The sequence below is a fragment of the Bifidobacterium criceti genome (assembly GCF_002286935.1).
Taxonomy (GTDB): Bacteria; Actinomycetota; Actinomycetes; order Actinomycetales; family Bifidobacteriaceae; genus Bifidobacterium; species Bifidobacterium criceti.
Genome location: NZ_MVOH01000012.1, coordinates 1 through 16505, shown reverse-complemented (window position 1 = coordinate 16505; position 16505 = coordinate 1). Strand labels below are relative to the sequence as shown.

Annotated in this window: 13 protein-coding genes and 2 tRNA genes; 3 read left to right on the top strand and 12 right to left on the bottom strand. The window is 63.6% G+C overall.

The features are described from left to right. Nucleotides 1-829: 829 nt before the first annotated feature. Nucleotides 830-901 (top strand) — tRNA-Val (locus B1526_RS05380). Between the two features lie 24 nt (nt 902-925). After that, a tRNA-Gly gene (locus tag B1526_RS05375) sits at nt 926-1001 on the top strand. A gap of 104 nt (nt 1002-1105) precedes the next feature. Here the strand turns inward: B1526_RS05375 and B1526_RS05370 are convergent. From B1526_RS05370 to B1526_RS05360, 3 genes are all read right to left on the bottom strand, one after another. Then, nucleotides 1106-1324 (bottom strand): hypothetical protein, encoded by a 219-nt coding sequence (locus tag B1526_RS05370; RefSeq protein WP_095615059.1) that lies wholly within the window; start codon nt 1322-1324, stop codon nt 1106-1108. A 170-nt stretch (nt 1325-1494) separates the two neighbouring features. Further along, nucleotides 1495-3702 (bottom strand): elongation factor G, encoded by a 2208-nt coding sequence (locus B1526_RS05365; RefSeq protein WP_095615056.1) that lies wholly within the window; start codon nt 3700-3702, stop codon nt 1495-1497. Between the two features lie 127 nt (nt 3703-3829). Next, nucleotides 3830-4291: a hypothetical protein gene (locus B1526_RS05360; protein WP_095615055.1), complete on the bottom strand. Its 462-nt coding sequence runs from the start codon at nt 4289-4291 to the stop codon at nt 3830-3832. Between the two features lie 360 nt (nt 4292-4651). Between B1526_RS05360 and B1526_RS05355 the strand changes: the two genes are divergently transcribed. Next, nucleotides 4652-6235, top strand: coding sequence for an MFS transporter (locus B1526_RS05355; RefSeq protein ID WP_095615054.1), 1584 nt, complete (start codon nt 4652-4654; stop codon nt 6233-6235). A 153-nt stretch (nt 6236-6388) separates the two neighbouring features. On the opposite strand, the gene ileS is transcribed toward B1526_RS05355, so the two are convergent. From ileS to B1526_RS05310, 9 genes are all read right to left on the bottom strand, one after another. Next, a complete protein-coding gene (ileS, locus tag B1526_RS05350; protein ID WP_235607057.1) occupies nt 6389-9709 on the bottom strand; it encodes a mupirocin-resistant isoleucine--tRNA ligase in 3321 nt (1106 codons plus the stop codon). A 372-nt stretch (nt 9710-10081) separates the two neighbouring features. Next, nucleotides 10082-10768 (bottom strand): PspA/IM30 family protein, encoded by a 687-nt coding sequence (locus B1526_RS05345; RefSeq protein ID WP_095615053.1) that lies wholly within the window; start codon nt 10766-10768, stop codon nt 10082-10084. Beyond that, nucleotides 10768-12030, bottom strand: a complete 1263-nt coding sequence (locus B1526_RS05340; RefSeq protein WP_095615052.1) for a hypothetical protein — start codon at nt 12028-12030, stop codon at nt 10768-10770. Before B1526_RS05340 ends, B1526_RS05345 begins: the two co-directional genes overlap by 1 nt. Before the next feature lie 265 nt (nt 12031-12295). Next, a complete protein-coding gene (locus B1526_RS05335; RefSeq protein WP_095615051.1) occupies nt 12296-12586 on the bottom strand; it encodes a hypothetical protein in 291 nt (96 codons plus the stop codon). Between the two features lie 240 nt (nt 12587-12826). Next, nucleotides 12827-13108 carry a hypothetical protein gene (locus B1526_RS05330; protein ID WP_095615050.1) on the bottom strand — a complete coding sequence of 94 codons (282 nt, stop codon included), beginning with the start codon at nt 13106-13108 and terminating at the stop codon, nt 12827-12829. A 167-nt stretch (nt 13109-13275) separates the two neighbouring features. Beyond that, nucleotides 13276-14370: a glycoside hydrolase family 5 protein gene (locus tag B1526_RS05325; protein ID WP_095615049.1), complete on the bottom strand. Its 1095-nt coding sequence runs from the start codon at nt 14368-14370 to the stop codon at nt 13276-13278. 220 nt (nt 14371-14590) lie between these two features. Continuing rightward, nucleotides 14591-14803, bottom strand: a complete 213-nt coding sequence (locus tag B1526_RS05320) for a hypothetical protein (RefSeq protein ID WP_095615057.1) — start codon at nt 14801-14803, stop codon at nt 14591-14593. An 81-nt stretch (nt 14804-14884) separates the two neighbouring features. Next, on the bottom strand, nt 14885-15757 hold the full coding sequence (locus B1526_RS05315; protein WP_095615048.1) for a tyrosine-protein phosphatase: 873 nt from the start codon (nt 15755-15757) through the stop codon (nt 14885-14887). 95 nt (nt 15758-15852) lie between these two features. After that, on the bottom strand, nt 15853-16505 hold a 653-nt coding region (locus B1526_RS05310; RefSeq protein WP_133088474.1), incomplete at its 5' end, for an RNA-guided endonuclease InsQ/TnpB family protein.

The following is a 16505-nucleotide window of genomic DNA, read 5'->3' as shown; positions in this document are numbered from 1 at the left end:
ACTGGCAATCAAAAGACCACCACACAACCAACAACATGGTCGCATGATGAAGTAGTACAGTACACACTATTGAGTTCTCAAACCACCACACACACCCACCAAACCCACCAGGACAACCCGGCAAGCCGTGAGCGGCAGCAAGAAGAAAACCTACACCAACCCCCACCACCCACGCAACCCACCGGCGTGTCGCCACCCCACCCCACACCCCCAAAACCCAACAAACACAAGCCAACACACCCCCACCACCCCCCAAACGACACACAGCACCACAACCCACAACAACACACGACACCGGAAGCCCCTCCGCGACCAGCAGCATCACAATCCGCGGCAACGCACGACGCTGGAAGCCCTCCCGTGACGAGCGGTACACCACTGTGCGGCGACGCACGACGCTGGCGGACCATCCGCGACGAGCGGTGCCGCAGTCTGAGGCATGGCGCGACACTAGGGACCCCCGCAACGAGCGATACCCTGCTGTGAGACATCGCACGACACACGTGACCTATCGCGTCGCGCGGTATCCCACCATGCGCTGCCGCACAACACAAACGGATCCCTATCCAACCAGCGGCACCACGGTCCGCGGCATGGCGCGACGCTGGAGGCTCCTCCGCGACGCGCGGCACCACAACATGCGGCACCGCGCGACGCGCGGCACCACAACATGCGGCACCGCGCGACGCAAACACGCACCACGCGACCTGCGCCACCACAAAGTGCGGCACCGCACGTCGCGGCCATCCCACCCACACCACGCGACACGCCGTGTCACCCACCCGATTTGCCAAACCACCCAACCTCAGGTAAGTTTACTTCTCGGCCCGGGCGGTTGGCGCAGTGGTAGCGCACTTCCCTGACACGGAAGGGGTCACAAGTTCGAATCTTGTATCGCCCACGAAACCGGTTTCCGGTTGACTTTGCGGACATAGCTTAGTTGGTAAAGCGCGACCTTGCCAAGGTCGAGACCGCGGGTTCGAGTCCCGTTGTCCGCTCCACAAAAACAACGGCTCCCATATGGGAGCCGTTGTCGTATCTACCGCAATATCGCGTTCGGGAGGGGTCCGCTGTCGTGGAACCCAAATCCGCAAGACCGTAGGAATCAGCCTTCCTGGGCTTTCTCCTCGCGTTCGACGGCCTTGTCGGCCTCATCGGCCGCCTTGTCGAGGTCGACGTCGGATTTCACTTCGTGTTTCGCCGCTCGGTCCACGTCCTTCAACGCGTCCTTCTGCTGATGCTCGGCCTTGTGGATGTCGACGTCCTCCTTGAAATCGTCGAACCGTTCCCTGAGTGTCTCGTGGGGCTTCTTGTCATCTACCATCGCAACGACCTTTCTATCATCCATCGTGTGCACAATCGCGCACATTGCGGCCCTGTGCGGGCCTCTTCCATTACACCGCACCGTGGCGCACGCCGTGCCGCGCACCGCTGTGGGCATATACGTGATATCTGCGGTACCCGCCCGCGCTTACGTTCCCACCCCGTCCGGTCTCATCCGCGCATCGCGACGTGGCAGAACTCGGGCACTTTGTACCATTTGACCGGATATCCGGCACCGTGCGCGCAGAATACCGAATCCGGTGTGTGTTCGATGTCGGATTCGGGATCGTAGGCGCTTGCGGCGACGACGTCGGCTGCGTCATGGCACGCGCGGTAGCCGTCGAACATCAATTGGAGCCGTCCGCGTCCGTGTGCATACATGTTCACATCGATCGCGTAATCGCGCATCGTGCTGACTGGAGCTACGCCTTCGAGCACCGCCATGTCGCCGTCCATCCGTGGCGCGCCGCATTCGCCGCCCATGCGCTGCACGTCGCTCATCGCACGACCGATATTGTCCGCGGGCAGCTCAAGGCTGAACCGGTACCAGGGTTCGAGGAGCCTGCAGTTGCCGGCGCCGTGTATGCGCGCGCCGACGTCAACACCGTCATCGGCACCGCCGTCAACGCCAACGCCACCGTCATCTTCGCGGTTATCACGCGCGTCGCCTGCGTAACGCCGCGCGATATCGAGCGGCGTGCAGTCGGTCGGCACACCCGCGCGCGCCTCCATGAGTCCCATCCGCAGCGCGCGGTATGTTGCCTGCCGGAAGTCGCCGCCTTCGGTGTGCTTGAGGTGTCCGCGTCCCGCGATGAGACTGATGCGCATATCGGTCAACGGTGCGCCGACGAGCACGCCGAGATGCTCACGTTCGCGCAGATGCTGGAGGATGAGACGCTGCCAGTTGCGGTCGAGGTCCTCTTCGCGCATGTCGCTGACGAATTCGAGACCGCTGCCCTCACTGAGTGGTTCGAGCAGCAGATGCACTTCCGCGTAGTGTCTGAGCGGTTCGAAATGGCCGACGCCTTCGACGGGCGCCGCGATTGTCTCCTTATACAGGATCTGCCCCTCACCGAATCCCACATCGAGTCCGAAACGGTCACGCATGAGCTGTTCGACGATTTCGAGCTGCACCGTGCCCATGATCTGCAGATGGATTTCCTGTACTCGTTCCTGCCACACGACGTGCAGGAGCGGTTCCTCATCCTCGAGTTCGCGCAGCGCGAGGAGGCAGCGGTGCACATCGTGGCCACGCGGCAGCAGCGTATACGTGAGGACTGGTTGCAGCGTCGGCGTTCCCGCGTCCGCTTCGATGCCGAACCCCTCCCCCGGATATGTGTGTTCCGGTCCGCTCACCGCGCATACGGTCCCCGACGGTGCGGTCTCCGTCGTCACGCTTTTCGCGCCGGACACGCTGCGCACTTCGTCGATCTTCTCGCCGTCCGCGGTTCCGGTGCGACCGTCGCCACTGTCATCACCGACGTCCGTACGTATGGGGAGCACCATCTTCGCTTTGAGCTCGCCGCCGGTGACTTTGATCCAACTGAGGCGTTTGCCTTGCGCATCGTGCGATATCTTGAACACGCGCGCGCCGAACTCCTCCGGATACCGCGGCTCGCGCGTGAACCAATCGAATCCGTCAAGGAAATCGTCGATGCCGTTCATCCGCAACGCCGAACCGACGTATACGGGGATCACGTCGCGCGCCGCGATGAGTTCACGAATGAGGTCCGCATCGATTGTGCCACGGTCGAGATAGTCGTCCATCGCGCGTTCGCTTTGCATTGCGATCGATTCGAGCGCGTCGTCGCGCAGCATCGCGGCGCGCGGCGTGCCGCGGCGTCCGCGAGCGCCGCCGCCGTCGTCGTCACCGCTGTCCTCAGTCGTTGGATCGTCCGCGTCGTCGCGCGGTGTGAAGTCGATGCACGCGTCGGACAACCGTTCCCGCAACTGCGCGCGCACGGCGTCGACGTCTGCGGTCGGCGCGTCCGTTTTGTTGACGAAGACGAACGTCGGCACGTCGTACTGGGTGAGCAGACGGAACAGCGTCTGCGTGTGTCCTTGGACACCGTCGACCGCGGATACGACGAGGACGGCATAGTCGAGCACTTGGAGCGTGCGTTCGGTTTCCGCGGAGAAATCGACGTGTCCGGGGGTGTCAAGAAGCGTGAGTTCGAGGTCGTGCGTGCGGATGATCGCGGGTTCGGTGAATATCGTGATGCCGCGTGCGCGTTCGATCGTGTTCGTGTCGAGGAACGCGTCCCCGTGGTCGACACGACCGAGTCGGCGCGTCGTACCGGTCGCGTACAACAGCGCTTCGGACAGTGTCGTCTTCCCTGCGTCCACATGGGCGACGATGCCGGCGACGATTCGTTTCATCCGCGTTCCTTCCGCTGTCCGATGCCGTTCCGTGCGCATACGGTCGCCCGTATGCGCAACGTCCATCGTACGGCCGGGCGTGCCGACGCAGGTGTCACCGGGGACTCACGCCGCGTACGGCCGCGCGTCACTCCTTCGTGAACGTCAGATGGTCGAACGCCTGTTGCGCGTCCTCTTCGCCCGCGGTGCCTTCGAGCAGGACGACGGTGCTGCTGTCCTTGACGTTGACGACGTAGTCGTATGCGGTCGCGTCGTCGGCCGTCGTCTTCCAGAAGATGAAGTCGTTGCCGCTGCGCTCCCCTTCGTTGAGGATCTGTGCGTTCTCGTCGCCCAGGATCTCGTCACGGTAGAGTTCGTAGCCTTCCTCGTGCAGGAACGATCCTTCGAAGATCTCGTCGCCGTCCTTCGTGACTTCGAACGGCACTTTGCCGCTCATGTCGTATCCTCCGCCAAGGTCGAGCGTGACTTTGACCGCGTCGCCGGTGTCGACGTTGAACGTGTACGATTTCTCCGCGTGCGCGCTCGCGCCGCACGCGCCCATCGCGGCGACGGCAGCGCCTGCCGCGCACATCGCCACGATTTTCTTCATTCGACCGACAAAACCATTCGTATGCGTCGTTGCCATCATTTTCGTTGTTCCTCTCTCTAGTGTCGCCCACGCGCATATGCGCAAGCCGTGCATACGTGGGCAATCCATATGCGCGCATGGGTGTGGCGACGGCGATGCCTCGCCACTGTACGGCATTGCACACGTATGCCGCCTACTTGTCCCACCCGTCGGTCGTAGATTGTCCTCATCGTGAACCGTATATCGAACGTCCGTACCGAGTACGCTGCACGCCGCGCACGGCGGATACCGCGTCCCCTGTTCGGCGACGAACGAAATCCACTGTCGTGCGCCCCGTGATGCCACTACGTTGAATACCGTCGAGGACGGTAAGGACGTGCTATGGCGAACGAGAGGCAGTCGGCAAAAGCGAAATTGGCGGATGACACGATGCTCACGGCGAAGAACGGGGAACGACACTCGTGGAAATCGATCAAACTGCTGCTCGCGACGCTCATCGTGAGCACGCTCGGCGACGGGTTCTGTTCGGTCATGATGTCGGTCGCGCTGCCGAACATTTCCGAGACCTACGATGTGAGCCTTGCGACCGCGAACTGGGTCACGGTCGGTTATTCGATCGTCGCGGCGACGGCCGTCATGACGGCCGCGAGCGTCCTCGCGCGCCTCGGGTTGCGACGCATGTTCTTCTGGAGCCGCATTCTGCTCATCGTCAGTTCCGTCATCGGCCTCTTTTCGGTCGATTTCCCGATGATGCTCACGAGTCGCCTCATCCAGGCGGTCGGCGCGGGCCTCATGTTCCCGACGATCAACACCGTCATCATCCGCGTCGTGCCCGCGCGGTATTCGGGGCGCATCGTCTCGCTCAACAGTTCGATCATCGGCGTCGGCATCGCCGTCGCGCCGTTGCTTTCGGGTGTGTTCCTCACCTATGTGAGCCTCACGTCGATGTATGTCGTCCCGCTCGCGATCGGCATCGTCTCGCTTGTCATGGGCCTGAAGTTCACGTTCGACGTCGAGGCGCGCCGCGACGCGCCGATCGACGTCCTGTCCGTCCTCCTCGCGTTCGCGGGGCTTGCGACGGTCATGCTCGGCTTCTCCGAATTGACGCACCGCACGCCGCTCGCGGTCACGATGCTCGTCGCGGGCCTCGCGATCCTCGCCGTGTTCACATGGCGGCAGTCGCGGCTCACGTCGCCGCTCCTCGACCTGCGTCCGATGCGCCACCTGTATGTCTCGATCGGCGTGCTGCTGTTCCTCGCGGCCGGCATGGGCCAGCAGGCCGTCCTGTTGCTGTTGCCGCTCTACCTTGAGCGCTCGTGCACGTATACGCCGTTCGCCGCCGGCTGTTTCCTCCTCATCCTCACCTTGTTCTACGCGGGCGCCGTGCTCTACGCGGGCAAGCGCGTCGACCGCCATGGCATGTGGCCGATCGTGTCGATCGGCTTCGTGCTGCTCACGGTCGGTCTGTTCGCGATCCATGGCGTCGCGCCGATGCGCAATGCGTGGCTCATCGTCGCGATCGGCGCCGTCGCAGCGATGGGTGACTCGTTCGTCAACGTGCCCGACAAGGACGTCATCTTCGAGTCTCTCCCCGACGCCCAAGTGCCCGATACGTCGTCGATTTTCTCTACCGGTTCGCAGATCGCCGGTTCGCTTGGGTCGGCGTTGTTCGTCGGCATCCTGTCCGCCGATGTGCTCCACGGCACGCGCGAAGGGCTCAGCCGGCACATCGCGTATGCCGATGGGTTCCAGCACGCCGTGCTCATCGGCGCGATCATCGAGGTCGTCATGCTTGCGGTGTCGCTGTGGTATTCGTATCAGATGGTGCGCCATGGACACAACCGTGTCACGCCGGCCATCGCGATGCGCAGCATCTCGCCCGCGTCGTCGACGGCTGCGCTCGGCGGTGCCGCCACTGTCGCCGACACCGCCGCATCGGCCCCGACGTCCGCATCCTCGACGTGACCGTCGGGCCTCTTGCGGCGCCTATCACCACTGTCTTTGTGGCATAGGCGCCGACGTCTGCCGTTCACTTCGCCGAGACCTTCCGTTGCGTGGCCACCGCCACGCCCGCCGTCACGCGTCGACGCGTGACGGCGGGCGTGCGCATATGGGCGCTCAGGCCTTCGCCACGGTGGCGTCGAGCGCGTCGCCGTCGGCCACATCGAGCGAGACCGCGAGCGTCTCGTTGCAGATGAGGTCGCGGAACCGTTCGATCTTCTCGACGTCCGTATGCGGCGCCTTGAGCGTCAGGTGGATGCGGTCGGTCACGTCGAGTCCGGCGGCCTTGCGCGCGTCCTGCACTGCGCGGATGACGTCGCGCACATAGCCTTCGGCGATGAGCGTGTCGTCGAGCGCGAGGTCGAGGATGACGAACCCACCGCTCAGCAGGATCGACGAGGCGGAATTCGCGCGCTCGGTCGCGTCCGATTCCTCGACGCGGCGCGTGATGTCGTATTCGTCGCCCTGCAGCGTGATCTCACCCTGCGGCGTTTCGATGACCGGGTCGCCACTCGTCGGGTCGGTGTGCCAATCGCCGCCCTTCGACGCCTTGATCGCGAACTGCACGAGCTTGCCGAGGCGCGGGCCGGCGGCGCGCGCGTTGACCTTGAGCTCGTCGACGATCTTGAGGCCATGTTCGGCGGCCTGATCGAGCATCAGGTAGTCGATCGCCTTGATGTTGAGCTCGCTCTTGAGCAGCGCGTCGTAGACGTCGACCTGCGACGGCTCGTCGATGACGACGGTCAGCTTCGCGAGCGGCTGGCGCACACGCATCTTGTTCGCCTTGCGCAGCGAAAGCGTCGACGAGACGATCTCGCGCACCTTGTCCATCGCGGCGACGAGCGCGCCGTCCTCCTTGAGGACCTCGCCCAGTTCGGTGTCGGCGCCCGTCTGCGGATCGGTCAGGTACGGCCAGTCGCCCAGATGCACCGATTCGCCGCCCGTCAGGCCGCGCCAGACGGCTTCGGCCTCCATCGGGGCGAGCGGTGCGAGCACGCGCATGAACGCCTCAAGCGCCGTGTACAGCGTGTTGAACGCGTTCTCGTCCTCGTTCCAGAAGCGGTCGCGCGAATTGCGGACGTACCAGTTCGTCAGCATATCGATATAGTCGGCGATCGCGTCGCACGCGTCGGAGATCGCGAACGCGTCCATGTCCTCCGTCACGTCGGCGATGAGCTGTCGTGTGCGCGCGAGCAGGTAGCGGTCCATCTGCGCAAGGCCCGGCACTTCTTCCGCGCGTACGCGGCGCGCGTCGTAGCCCTTGCCGTCGTTCGCGGCGTTCGCGTACAACGTGAAGAAGTAGTACGTGCTCCACACCGGCAGCATGATCTGGCGCACCGTGTCGCGGATGCCTTCGGAGGTGACGATGAGGTTGCCGCCGCGCAGGATCGGCGAACTCATCAGGAACCAGCGCATCGCGTCCGACCCGTACTTGTCGAACACGCCGTTGACGTCCGGGTAGTTGCGCAGGTGCTTGCTCATCTTCTGCCCGTCGTCGCCGAGGACGATGCCGTGGCAGATGACGTTCTTGAACGCCGGCTTGTCGAAGAGCGCCGTCGCCATGACATGCAGCAGATAGAACCAGCCGCGCGTCTGGCCGATGTACTCGACGATGAAGTCGGACGGGAAGTGGTGCTCGAAGTAGTCCTTGTTCTCGAACGGGTAGTGGAACTGCGCGAACGGCATCGAACCGGACTCGAACCAGCAGTCGAGCACGTCGGTGATGCGGTGCATGCGCGACTTGCCGGTCGGGTCGTCCGGGTTCGGACGCGTCAGGTTGTCGATCCACGGGCGGTGCATGTTGACGTTGCCGTCATTGTCGCGCGGATAGTCGCCGAAGTCGCGCTTGAGCTCCTCGAGCGAACCGTAGACGTCGACGCGCGGATACTTCGGATCGTCACTCACCCACACCGGGATCGGCGAACCCCAGAAACGGTTGCGCGAGATCGACCAGTCACGTGCGTTCGACAGCCACTTGCCGAACTGGCCGTCCTTGACGTTGTCGGGGATCCAGTTGATCTGCTGGTTGAGCTCGAGCAGACGCGGCTTGATCTTCGTGACGGAGACGAACCAGCTCGAGACCGGCTTGTAGATGAGCGGCGTGCCGCAACGCCAGCAGTGCGGGTACGAATGCACGTAGCTCTTCTCCTGGAACAGCAGCGCGCGCTCATCCTCGGGGCGTTCGGCGAGCGGGCCGTCGCCGGCGCGCAGGTTGCGCAGGATCGGCAGGTTCGCGTCGAACACGAACATGCCTTCGTAGTCCGGGCACAGCGACGTGAAGCGGCAGCCAGAGTCGAGCACGTCGACGCTCGTGATGTCATGCGCGTTGAGCGTGTTCATATCGTCCTCGCCGTACGGCGCCTGGTGCACGAGGCCGGTGCCTTCCGTCGTGTCGACGTAGTCGGCCGTGAGGATCTGGTAGGCGTTCGGCCCTGGTGTGCCGCCTTCGCCCGTCGCCGCGTCGGACGCGAAATACGGGAAGATCGGATGGTAGCGCCAGCCGACCATGTCGCGGCCCTTGAGCTCACGCACGACGTCGTAGCCCTCGCCGAGCTCCTTCGCATACGAGCCGAGGAGCGCCTTCGCGAGGTAGAACTTCTTGCCGGCGAAGCGTCCTTCCTTCGGCGCGACCTCGACGTAGTCGATGTCGTCGCCGACGACGACGGCGAAGTTTGTCGGCAGTGTCCACGGCGTTGTCGTCCAGATGACGGCGTACGCGTCGTCCTCGTCGCGCAGCTTGAGCGCGACGGAGACGGTCGTGTCCTGACGGTCCTGGTAGACGTCGGCGTCCATGCGCAGCTCGTGCGCGGACAACGGCGTCTGGTCCTTCGGGCAGTACGGCAGCACACGGTAGCCCTTGTAGGCGAGGCCCTTGTCGTAGAGCGTCTTGAACGCCCACATGACCGATTCCATATAGGGGATGTCGAGCGTCTTGTAGCCGTGTTCGAAGTCGACCCAACGCGCCTGGCGGTGCACATAGTCGCGCCATTCGTTGACGTATTTGAGCACGGATGCGCGGCATGCGTCGTTGAACTTGTCGATGCCCATCTGTTCGATCTGGTCGACCGAATCGATGCCGAGCTCCTTCTGCGCCTCGAGCTCGGCGGGCAGGCCATGCGTGTCCCAACCGAACACACGGTTGACACGGCGTCCCTTCATCGTCTCGTAGCGTGGGACGACGTCCTTCGCGTATCCGGTCAGCAGATGGCCGTAATGCGGCAGGCCGTTCGCGAACGGCGGGCCGTCGAAGAACACGAACTCGTTGTCGCTGTTCTCACCGGAGGGGTTCTCATCGATCGATTTCTGGAAGGTGTCGTTCGTGTCCCAATACTGCAGCACATCCTCTTCGAGTTTCGGGAAATCCGGATTCGGCGCCACGTTGGCGCTCTCGTCGCCGGCCGCTGCCTTGGGGTACACATGCTTGGGTGTTTCGCTCACCGTTGCTCCTCGTTCTTGCAGACGTTTCGATATGCCTGCGAGGACGATGGACGCCCGCCCGCACATGCATGGGTTCCCACGCATGTCCGGTGGCCGCCACCGCGGTACCACCTCGCTTGCCGCATGCCCCGGCGTCGCCGGCGCATGTGACCGCTTGATTCGGCTGTTTCGGGCCGATCCCGTCGGTTCTACTGAGGGGTGCGGCGCAGGGCCGCGCGTCCCGTTCTTCCGAAGGCTCCCCGCTGATGACGGATCGCTGCCTGTCGCGTGACACTATAACACCAGCGCGGAATGATGTATTCCGCGCTGGTGTCATCGGTCATCGGTCATCGGTCATCGGCGAGGGGCGGCCGGCCCCGTGCCTCCGTCCGCTCACTGCTGGGCGTCGTCGCCGTTGACCTCGGCCTTGAGACGTGCGAGTTCGTCATCGACGGACGCGCTGCCGCCGGCGAGGTACTTGTTCGCGAGGTCCTCCTCGCTCGCCTGCGTGTTGAGCTCCGCGGTCGCGTTCGCCTCGTTGAGCATCTGGTCGGCTTTCGCCTCCATGCGGTCGAACGCCGCCTGGTTGCGCGAGCTCTTCGCCGTCGACTCGGTCGCCTTGTTGACGGTGTTCTGCGCGTTCGCGACGGCGACCTTCGCATGGACGGCCGCACGGCGCGCCTGCAGTCCGTTGATGTCGTTGACGAGCTTGTCGTGCATCTGGCGCATCTTCGCGGCGTTGTCCTCGGCGACCTGCGCGGCCTGCTCAAGCGACGGCAGCGTGCTCTCGTACTGCTGCTTGCGCGTGATGAGCTGGCGTGCGTCGTCGTCCTCGCCCGCTTTGACGGCGGCCTTCGCGGCAGCCTCGTACTTCGCGATGTCCGCCTTGCATTCGTTGACCTGCTGGCGTGCGCTTGTCGCGGCGGCCATGACACCCGCGGTCTCCTTCTTGACGGCGGCGAGGTCCTCGTTGAGGTCGAGCAGCATCTGATCGACCATCTTCGCCGGATCCTCCGCCTTGTCGAGCAACGCGTTGATGTTGGCGCGCATGATGTCGCCGAATCGTTTCAGGATAGCCATTATTGTTGTCCTTTCTGGTCGTCCTGACTATATTTGTTCAAAATCGGATCCTCCGCCTCCTCGAGCGGGGTGTTGACCATCCGTTCCACGTATTGTTCGTGTTCGCGGCGGCGTTTGATGAGCATCCATGCGATGATGCCCGCGATGACGAGCACGCCGAGGATGAGGACGGCGATGACGACCCATTTCATGACGTCGTGCGACGTCGTCGTCTTCGTCATGATGCGGTCCGCCGTCGAGTCGAAGGTCTTGACGATCGCGTCGTCGGTGCTCATCGTCGAATACCAGTATTCGTCGTAGTACGCCCAGAAGATGTCGACCGCCTGCGCGTCCATGACGGTCGAGACGTTGCGTCCGTTGATGAGCGTGCTGTGGCCCATGACGTTGTCCGCGTCCCTGTCCGCGAAATAGACGAGCAGCAGCGTGTCCTGGTTGTCGATGTGCTCGTTGTACCAGTCTTTCGCCCACTGTTCGCGTTCGCCGTCCGTCGTCAGCTGCGCGTTGTATTTCGCGAGGAGCACATACGGTTGGATGCCTGTTTTGTCGTAGAACGATTTGAGACCACGTTCGGTCGCGCGCACGTCCTTGATCCATCCGAGTTCGTCGTCGACGTCGTCGCTGTCATAGGCGGCACCTTTGATTTTCTCGCGGTTGTAGGTGCTCACCGGAACCGATCCGTCGCCGTTCGACGACGAACCGCCCGAACAGCTGAGGAAGCCGAGGAGGATGACGCAGACGATTGCGATGATGATGCCGACGACCGGCAGCCATGACGTGCCGGATTTCGGATTACGGCCGCCTTGGCCGCCTCCGCCACCACCGTATGGCGTGGGCGGGAATGGTGTTCCGGCCGAGCCGCCTTGGGATGCATATGGCCCGTTGGGGGTGCCGGCGCCCGCCGGGTATGGGGACGGCCCCATGCTTGATTCGTCCAGATGCGGCACCTCGATGTCGTCGCGGCGCCGTTGGCTCCTGCCGTATGCGACGCCGATGCCGAAGTTGATGAGGTCGCCGAGGTCGATGCCGGAGCGGCGCCTGCCGCCGTAGGGATAGCCGCCGGGCCAGTAATCGTCCCGGGGGACGCTGCGCCGCGGGACGGGGCCACCGAATCCACCGAAACCGCCGCCGAATCCACTTCCGGAGTCGTCGGCCATGCCGGGGCGCCTTCCTGTGCCGCGCGGCCCATGCGAGCTTGCGCGCAGGCCGTCGTCGTGGCTGCTCGCGGAAGGACCCGAATCGTCTACGCTTCCCGGTCTTGGCATTGTCCGCCTCCTTGTCGTGCCATCGCGTCCGAGGGTCCGCCGGCGCCCTTCTCCGCCGCGATGCCATCGTACGCATTGCGTCCCAATATACGGCAATTCAAGCGCTTCGTCGGCTTCCGCGCGTCGTTTTAAGATTGGGGCGAACAAATCCGTGCACGGACGATACGCATCGTCGTATTTCACGCACCGCGAACCTGTGCATTGCATACAAACAAGGGAGGGCGCACGTCGCCATGCGCCCTCCCCCAGCATCATGACCGCCGTTTCAGCGGGTGGCTTCGCGGTCCTCGAGTTCCGGGTCCTCCCACTCGTTCGCGTTCTCGTCCTCTTCGGCGATATCGGCCGCATGCTCGAGCTCCGCGTCGTGCTCGGCCTTGCGTTCCGCGGACTTGAGCGCGACGCCGAGGTCCTCGTGCGGTACGTCCTCGTTCGGCTTGCCGGTGACCGGGTCCGTGTACGGGTGGTCGGTGTCGCGCACGATGTCCTTGAGGTCATCGACCTCGGTCGTGCTCATGTTGTCAAGGTCGTCGCCGATGTTCTTCTTGTCGTCTGTCATGTCGTCTCCGTTTCCGATTGGTTGCGCGACGTCCGTCCGCCGCGTCCGCTACCCCTCAATATAGCCGTCATATGGCGCACCACGTCGTTGGTTTCCCCCATCGGGCAAATGATTCTTGTTTCATCCCCACTGCCGCTGTTTCATCGCGGCTCTCACCTGTCCGCATATGCGAAGGCCGCGACCTTGTGGCCGCGGCCTTCGCATATATCGGAGGATATTCCTCCCTCCGGTGACCGTCCGTCACCTAGGGACTTCGTCCATGTTCTCCCACGTGTTCGCCGTGTTGAACAGCAGGGATTCCTCGGCGTCCGTCTTGGCCTTGTCCTCCTTGGCTTCCTTGGCTTCCTTCGCGTCCTCGTCGTCCTCGACGTGCTTGTCGAAGCCGTCGTCCGCGTTGCCGTCGGACTTGCCACTCACCGGGTCGACGTGCGGATGGGCGGTCTCGTCGACGACCTCCTTGAGCGCGTCGATCTGCGCGGCGTCCAGAGCCTCGAGGCCCTCTTTCTTGTTGTCGTCTGCCATGATGGGGCTCCTTCCGGTGATGATTCGTCTTCAACGACGCTATGACCATCATAGCGGATTCCGTTCTCGACGCGCGCGGTTTGTCTCATCTTTTCCCAATATTTCCAACACCATAAGCGCTTCAGTACTTTTGTGCGCGTGTGAAGCGCCACCGCTGCCGGCGTCCGTCATTCGCTGTGGGCGGATGCGTGGCCGCGCAGCCAATCGCGGTACCACTTGCCTTCGGCGGATAGGTCCGGTTCGATCGGGTCGCGCGCCTCGTTCGTCGAGAACAATGCGCTGCCTTCGTCTTTGTCGGACAGGTTCCAGATGATGTACGAGATGTCGTACTTGTCGAGCATCGTGAGCCATGCGTCCGCCGATTTCGCGTCGATGCCACCGTCGCCGTCCGCGTTCGTCGCGCCGAATTCGCTCACGAAGACCGGCGTCCCCTGCTTGACGGCGGCCTCGACCTTGTCGCGCAGCCACTGTCCGTGTTCGGCCGCATAGAAATGCACGGTGTACATGACGTTGCCGATGCTGAGCGGATCGGCGGCGGCCGCGTCGATGCCCTGGCACCAGTCGGGCGTGCCGACGAGCACGACGGCGTCCTTCGCGTTCGCGCGCACGACCGGTATCACGTCCTCGGCGTAGCGCTTGATCTGTTCCCATGTCGTGCCGCCGTTCGGTTCGTTGCACACCTCGTAGATGACGTTCGGCACGTTCGCGTATTCCTTCGAGATCTCACCGAAGAACTCCTTCGCCTCGTCGACGTGCATGTTCGGGTCGTTGTCCGAAAGCGTGTGCCAATCGACGATGACGTACAGGTCGTCCTTGATGGCCGCGTCGATGCCGGCGCGCACCGTCCTCTTGAGTTCCTCTTTGTCGCCGTCCGTGCAGTATCCGCCGCTTTCCGCCGTATACATCGCGATGCGCACGGCGTTGATGCCCCAGTCCTTCCTGAGGTTCGCGAACAGGTCCGCGTTCACGTATTGCGGATACCATGCGATGCCGTGTGTGGACACGCCGCGCAGCTGCACCGTCTTACCCGTGGAGTCGACGAGTTTGGCGCCATCGACGCGCAACGGCGGCACCGTCGTCGTCTCCAACTTCCCCTTCGCATGCGACGCGTCACCGTCCGCACCGCCTTCATCTGTTGGCGCCGTAGTGATCTCGGTGTCGGCGCTCGGCTGCGGCGTCGCTTCATCCGCGATGCCGCAGCCGGCGAACAGGGCGATGCATGCGACGGCCGCGATGAGTGCGGATGCCCATGTCCTCCTCATATCCGCTCCTCCCTCGTGTCTCTCCACGCGGCGGGCCCTCTCTACGCCCCCGGCATATGCGTTACGCTAACAAGCTGCATTTCGTAGCGGATGCCATTTTCAGCCCACAGCACACAAGCGCGCCGTCGCGCATGTGCTTGTGACGCCCGCGATACGCGAAGGACGCGCCGCACGGTCATGCCGTGCGGCGCGTCCTGGGTTTTGTAGGAAGGGAAGGGACTCAGTGGGTCTGATGAGTCTCCTCGTCCTTCGCGATCTCGTTCTTGTCGCCCTTCTCGGCGCGGGCGGTCTCCCAGCCCTCCTTCGCGTCCTTGAGCTTGTCGGCGAGCTGCGAGGCGGATTCCTTGATGCCGTTGAAGTCGTCCTTGTGCTCGTCGATGCGTTCCTTGATCTCTTCGAAGTTCTTCTTCATCTGCTCGGTCATATCGGTCATGATTGCCATCCTTGATTGCAGGTTGTATGTTGCTGTCTTCCATTACAGCACGTTTGCGGGCGCTGCGGCGCGATTGCGCAGTTAGGCGAATCGTCTGACGACCGCGCCACGCCGCGCATCGGATGGTTCGGTGTAGCGGGCGCGCAGCCGCGCGAAGGCGGCGTCGTCCAGACCGACCCGCTCGCGCAGGAAGCCGACGAGTCCGCCGTACGGTGCGGCGGCGTGCATGAACGCGTGGATGTAGGCGGGCGCCGCGATGAGGAATTGGTTGATGTCGCCGTCCGCGCGTGCGCCGAGGATCGCTTCGACCTTCCGCGTGAGCTTCGATGATATACGGGGCATGAAGCGGTTCGTTTCGAGGTAGTCGTCGACGATGAGGGTGTCGTCGACGTCGAGGGCGGCGAGGATGAGCGCCGCAAGGCCGCCCGTGCGGTCCTTGCCTTGCGTGCAATGCCACAAGGTGCCGCCGTCGCCGTCGAGCAGCTCGTTGAAGCACGCCTTCCAGCATGCGATCGCGCCCGGTGATTCGAGCATCTGCGGATAGATGGCCGCGATGAATGTGCCGGGGTCTTTGACGATCCCCGTGAGTTGTTTGCCGAGCTCCTCCATCTCATCGAACACCGGGATCGCCTCATAGCGCCAGCCGGGCAGCAGGCGGTCCTCCTCGAGGCTCCGCTCCTGCTTCGTGCGCAGGTCGATGACGGTGCGCACGCCGAGCCGGTCGAGCGCTTCGAGGTCCGCGTCGGTCGCCTTGTGCAGGTTCGCGGAACGCACGAGCATCCCGGGGCGGATCGTCCGGCCGTCGCGCGTCGGGATGCCTCCCATGTCGCGGATGTTCTGCACGCCGGCAAGGTCGATCGGCCGCGAGACGATCTTCCAACCGCCGTCGTCGTGTTCGTTCTCAAGTTCGACGTGGTTGATCTGCTGGATGATGTGACGTGTGCCCTCGTTCATACCGCCTTATCCTACGCGGCCGCCGTCATGCGCGGCGCGGTGCCCGCCGCACGGGAATGCCGGACCGTTGTAGATGACTTTGTTTTAGCTTGTCGCTAGAGCGAAGTCATCTGCATGGCCTCGTTGCCAAGGCCAGCTCCAAGCCTCACGCGACTCTCGCCGCCGCTTGGTTCGCGTTTCGCCGGATGCCGCATTGTCCCGCCTTTGGGGTGGGCCTGTCTTACGCTTCCTCCACGCGCGTTTAACGTCTCCGGGGCACTCCCGGCGACTTGGATGTTGATGGCCGCGTTCACATCACGGTCGATGACAAGCCTGCACTCCTCGCAATGGTAGACGCGTTCGGACAGGGGCAGCTTGGCTTTCACCGTCCCGCAGTTCGAGCACGTCTTCGAGCTTGGATACCAGCGGTCGATGACGTGAAGCTTCGCGCCGGTGCGTGCGGTCTTGTAGGTCAGCAGGCGTCGGAACTCCGCGAACGCGGCGTCCTGAATCGATTGGGCGAGCCTGTGGTTTCCCACCATGCCCGCCACGTTCAAGTCCTCGATGCTGATGTCCGCGTAGGTGTGGGCGAGCATGGTGGTGGTCTTGTCGAGCGCGTCCGAACGCAGGTTCGCCACCCGTGCGTATAGTCGGGCGACCTGCGCTCTCGCCTTGCGGCGGCGGTTGGAGCCTTTCCGTTTGCGGCTCAGACTCCGTTGGGCTCTCTTCAACCGTCCGAGGTTCGATTTGAGTGCGTGCGGGTTGTGTA

Coding starts and splice junctions, on each gene's coding strand:
- B1526_RS05355 (WP_095615054.1), top strand. CDS start 4,652: ATGGCGAACGAGAGGCAGTCGGCAAAAGCGAAATTGGCGGATGACACG.
- B1526_RS05320 (WP_095615057.1), bottom strand. CDS start 14,803: ATGACCGATATGACCGAGCAGATGAAGAAGAACTTCGAAGAGATCAAG.
- B1526_RS05325 (WP_095615049.1), bottom strand. CDS start 14,370: ATGAGGAGGACATGGGCATCCGCACTCATCGCGGCCGTCGCATGCATC.
- B1526_RS05330 (WP_095615050.1), bottom strand. CDS start 13,108: ATGGCAGACGACAACAAGAAAGAGGGCCTCGAGGCTCTGGACGCCGCG.
- B1526_RS05360 (WP_095615055.1), bottom strand. CDS start 4,291: ATGAAGAAAATCGTGGCGATGTGCGCGGCAGGCGCTGCCGTCGCCGCG.
- B1526_RS05370 (WP_095615059.1), bottom strand. CDS start 1,324: ATGGTAGATGACAAGAAGCCCCACGAGACACTCAGGGAACGGTTCGAC.
- B1526_RS05365 (WP_095615056.1), bottom strand. CDS start 3,702: ATGAAACGAATCGTCGCCGGCATCGTCGCCCATGTGGACGCAGGGAAG.
- B1526_RS05345 (WP_095615053.1), bottom strand. CDS start 10,768: ATGGCTATCCTGAAACGATTCGGCGACATCATGCGCGCCAACATCAAC.
- B1526_RS05340 (WP_095615052.1), bottom strand. CDS start 12,030: ATGCCAAGACCGGGAAGCGTAGACGATTCGGGTCCTTCCGCGAGCAGC.
- B1526_RS05315 (WP_095615048.1), bottom strand. CDS start 15,757: ATGAACGAGGGCACACGTCACATCATCCAGCAGATCAACCACGTCGAA.
- B1526_RS05335 (WP_095615051.1), bottom strand. CDS start 12,586: ATGACAGACGACAAGAAGAACATCGGCGACGACCTTGACAACATGAGC.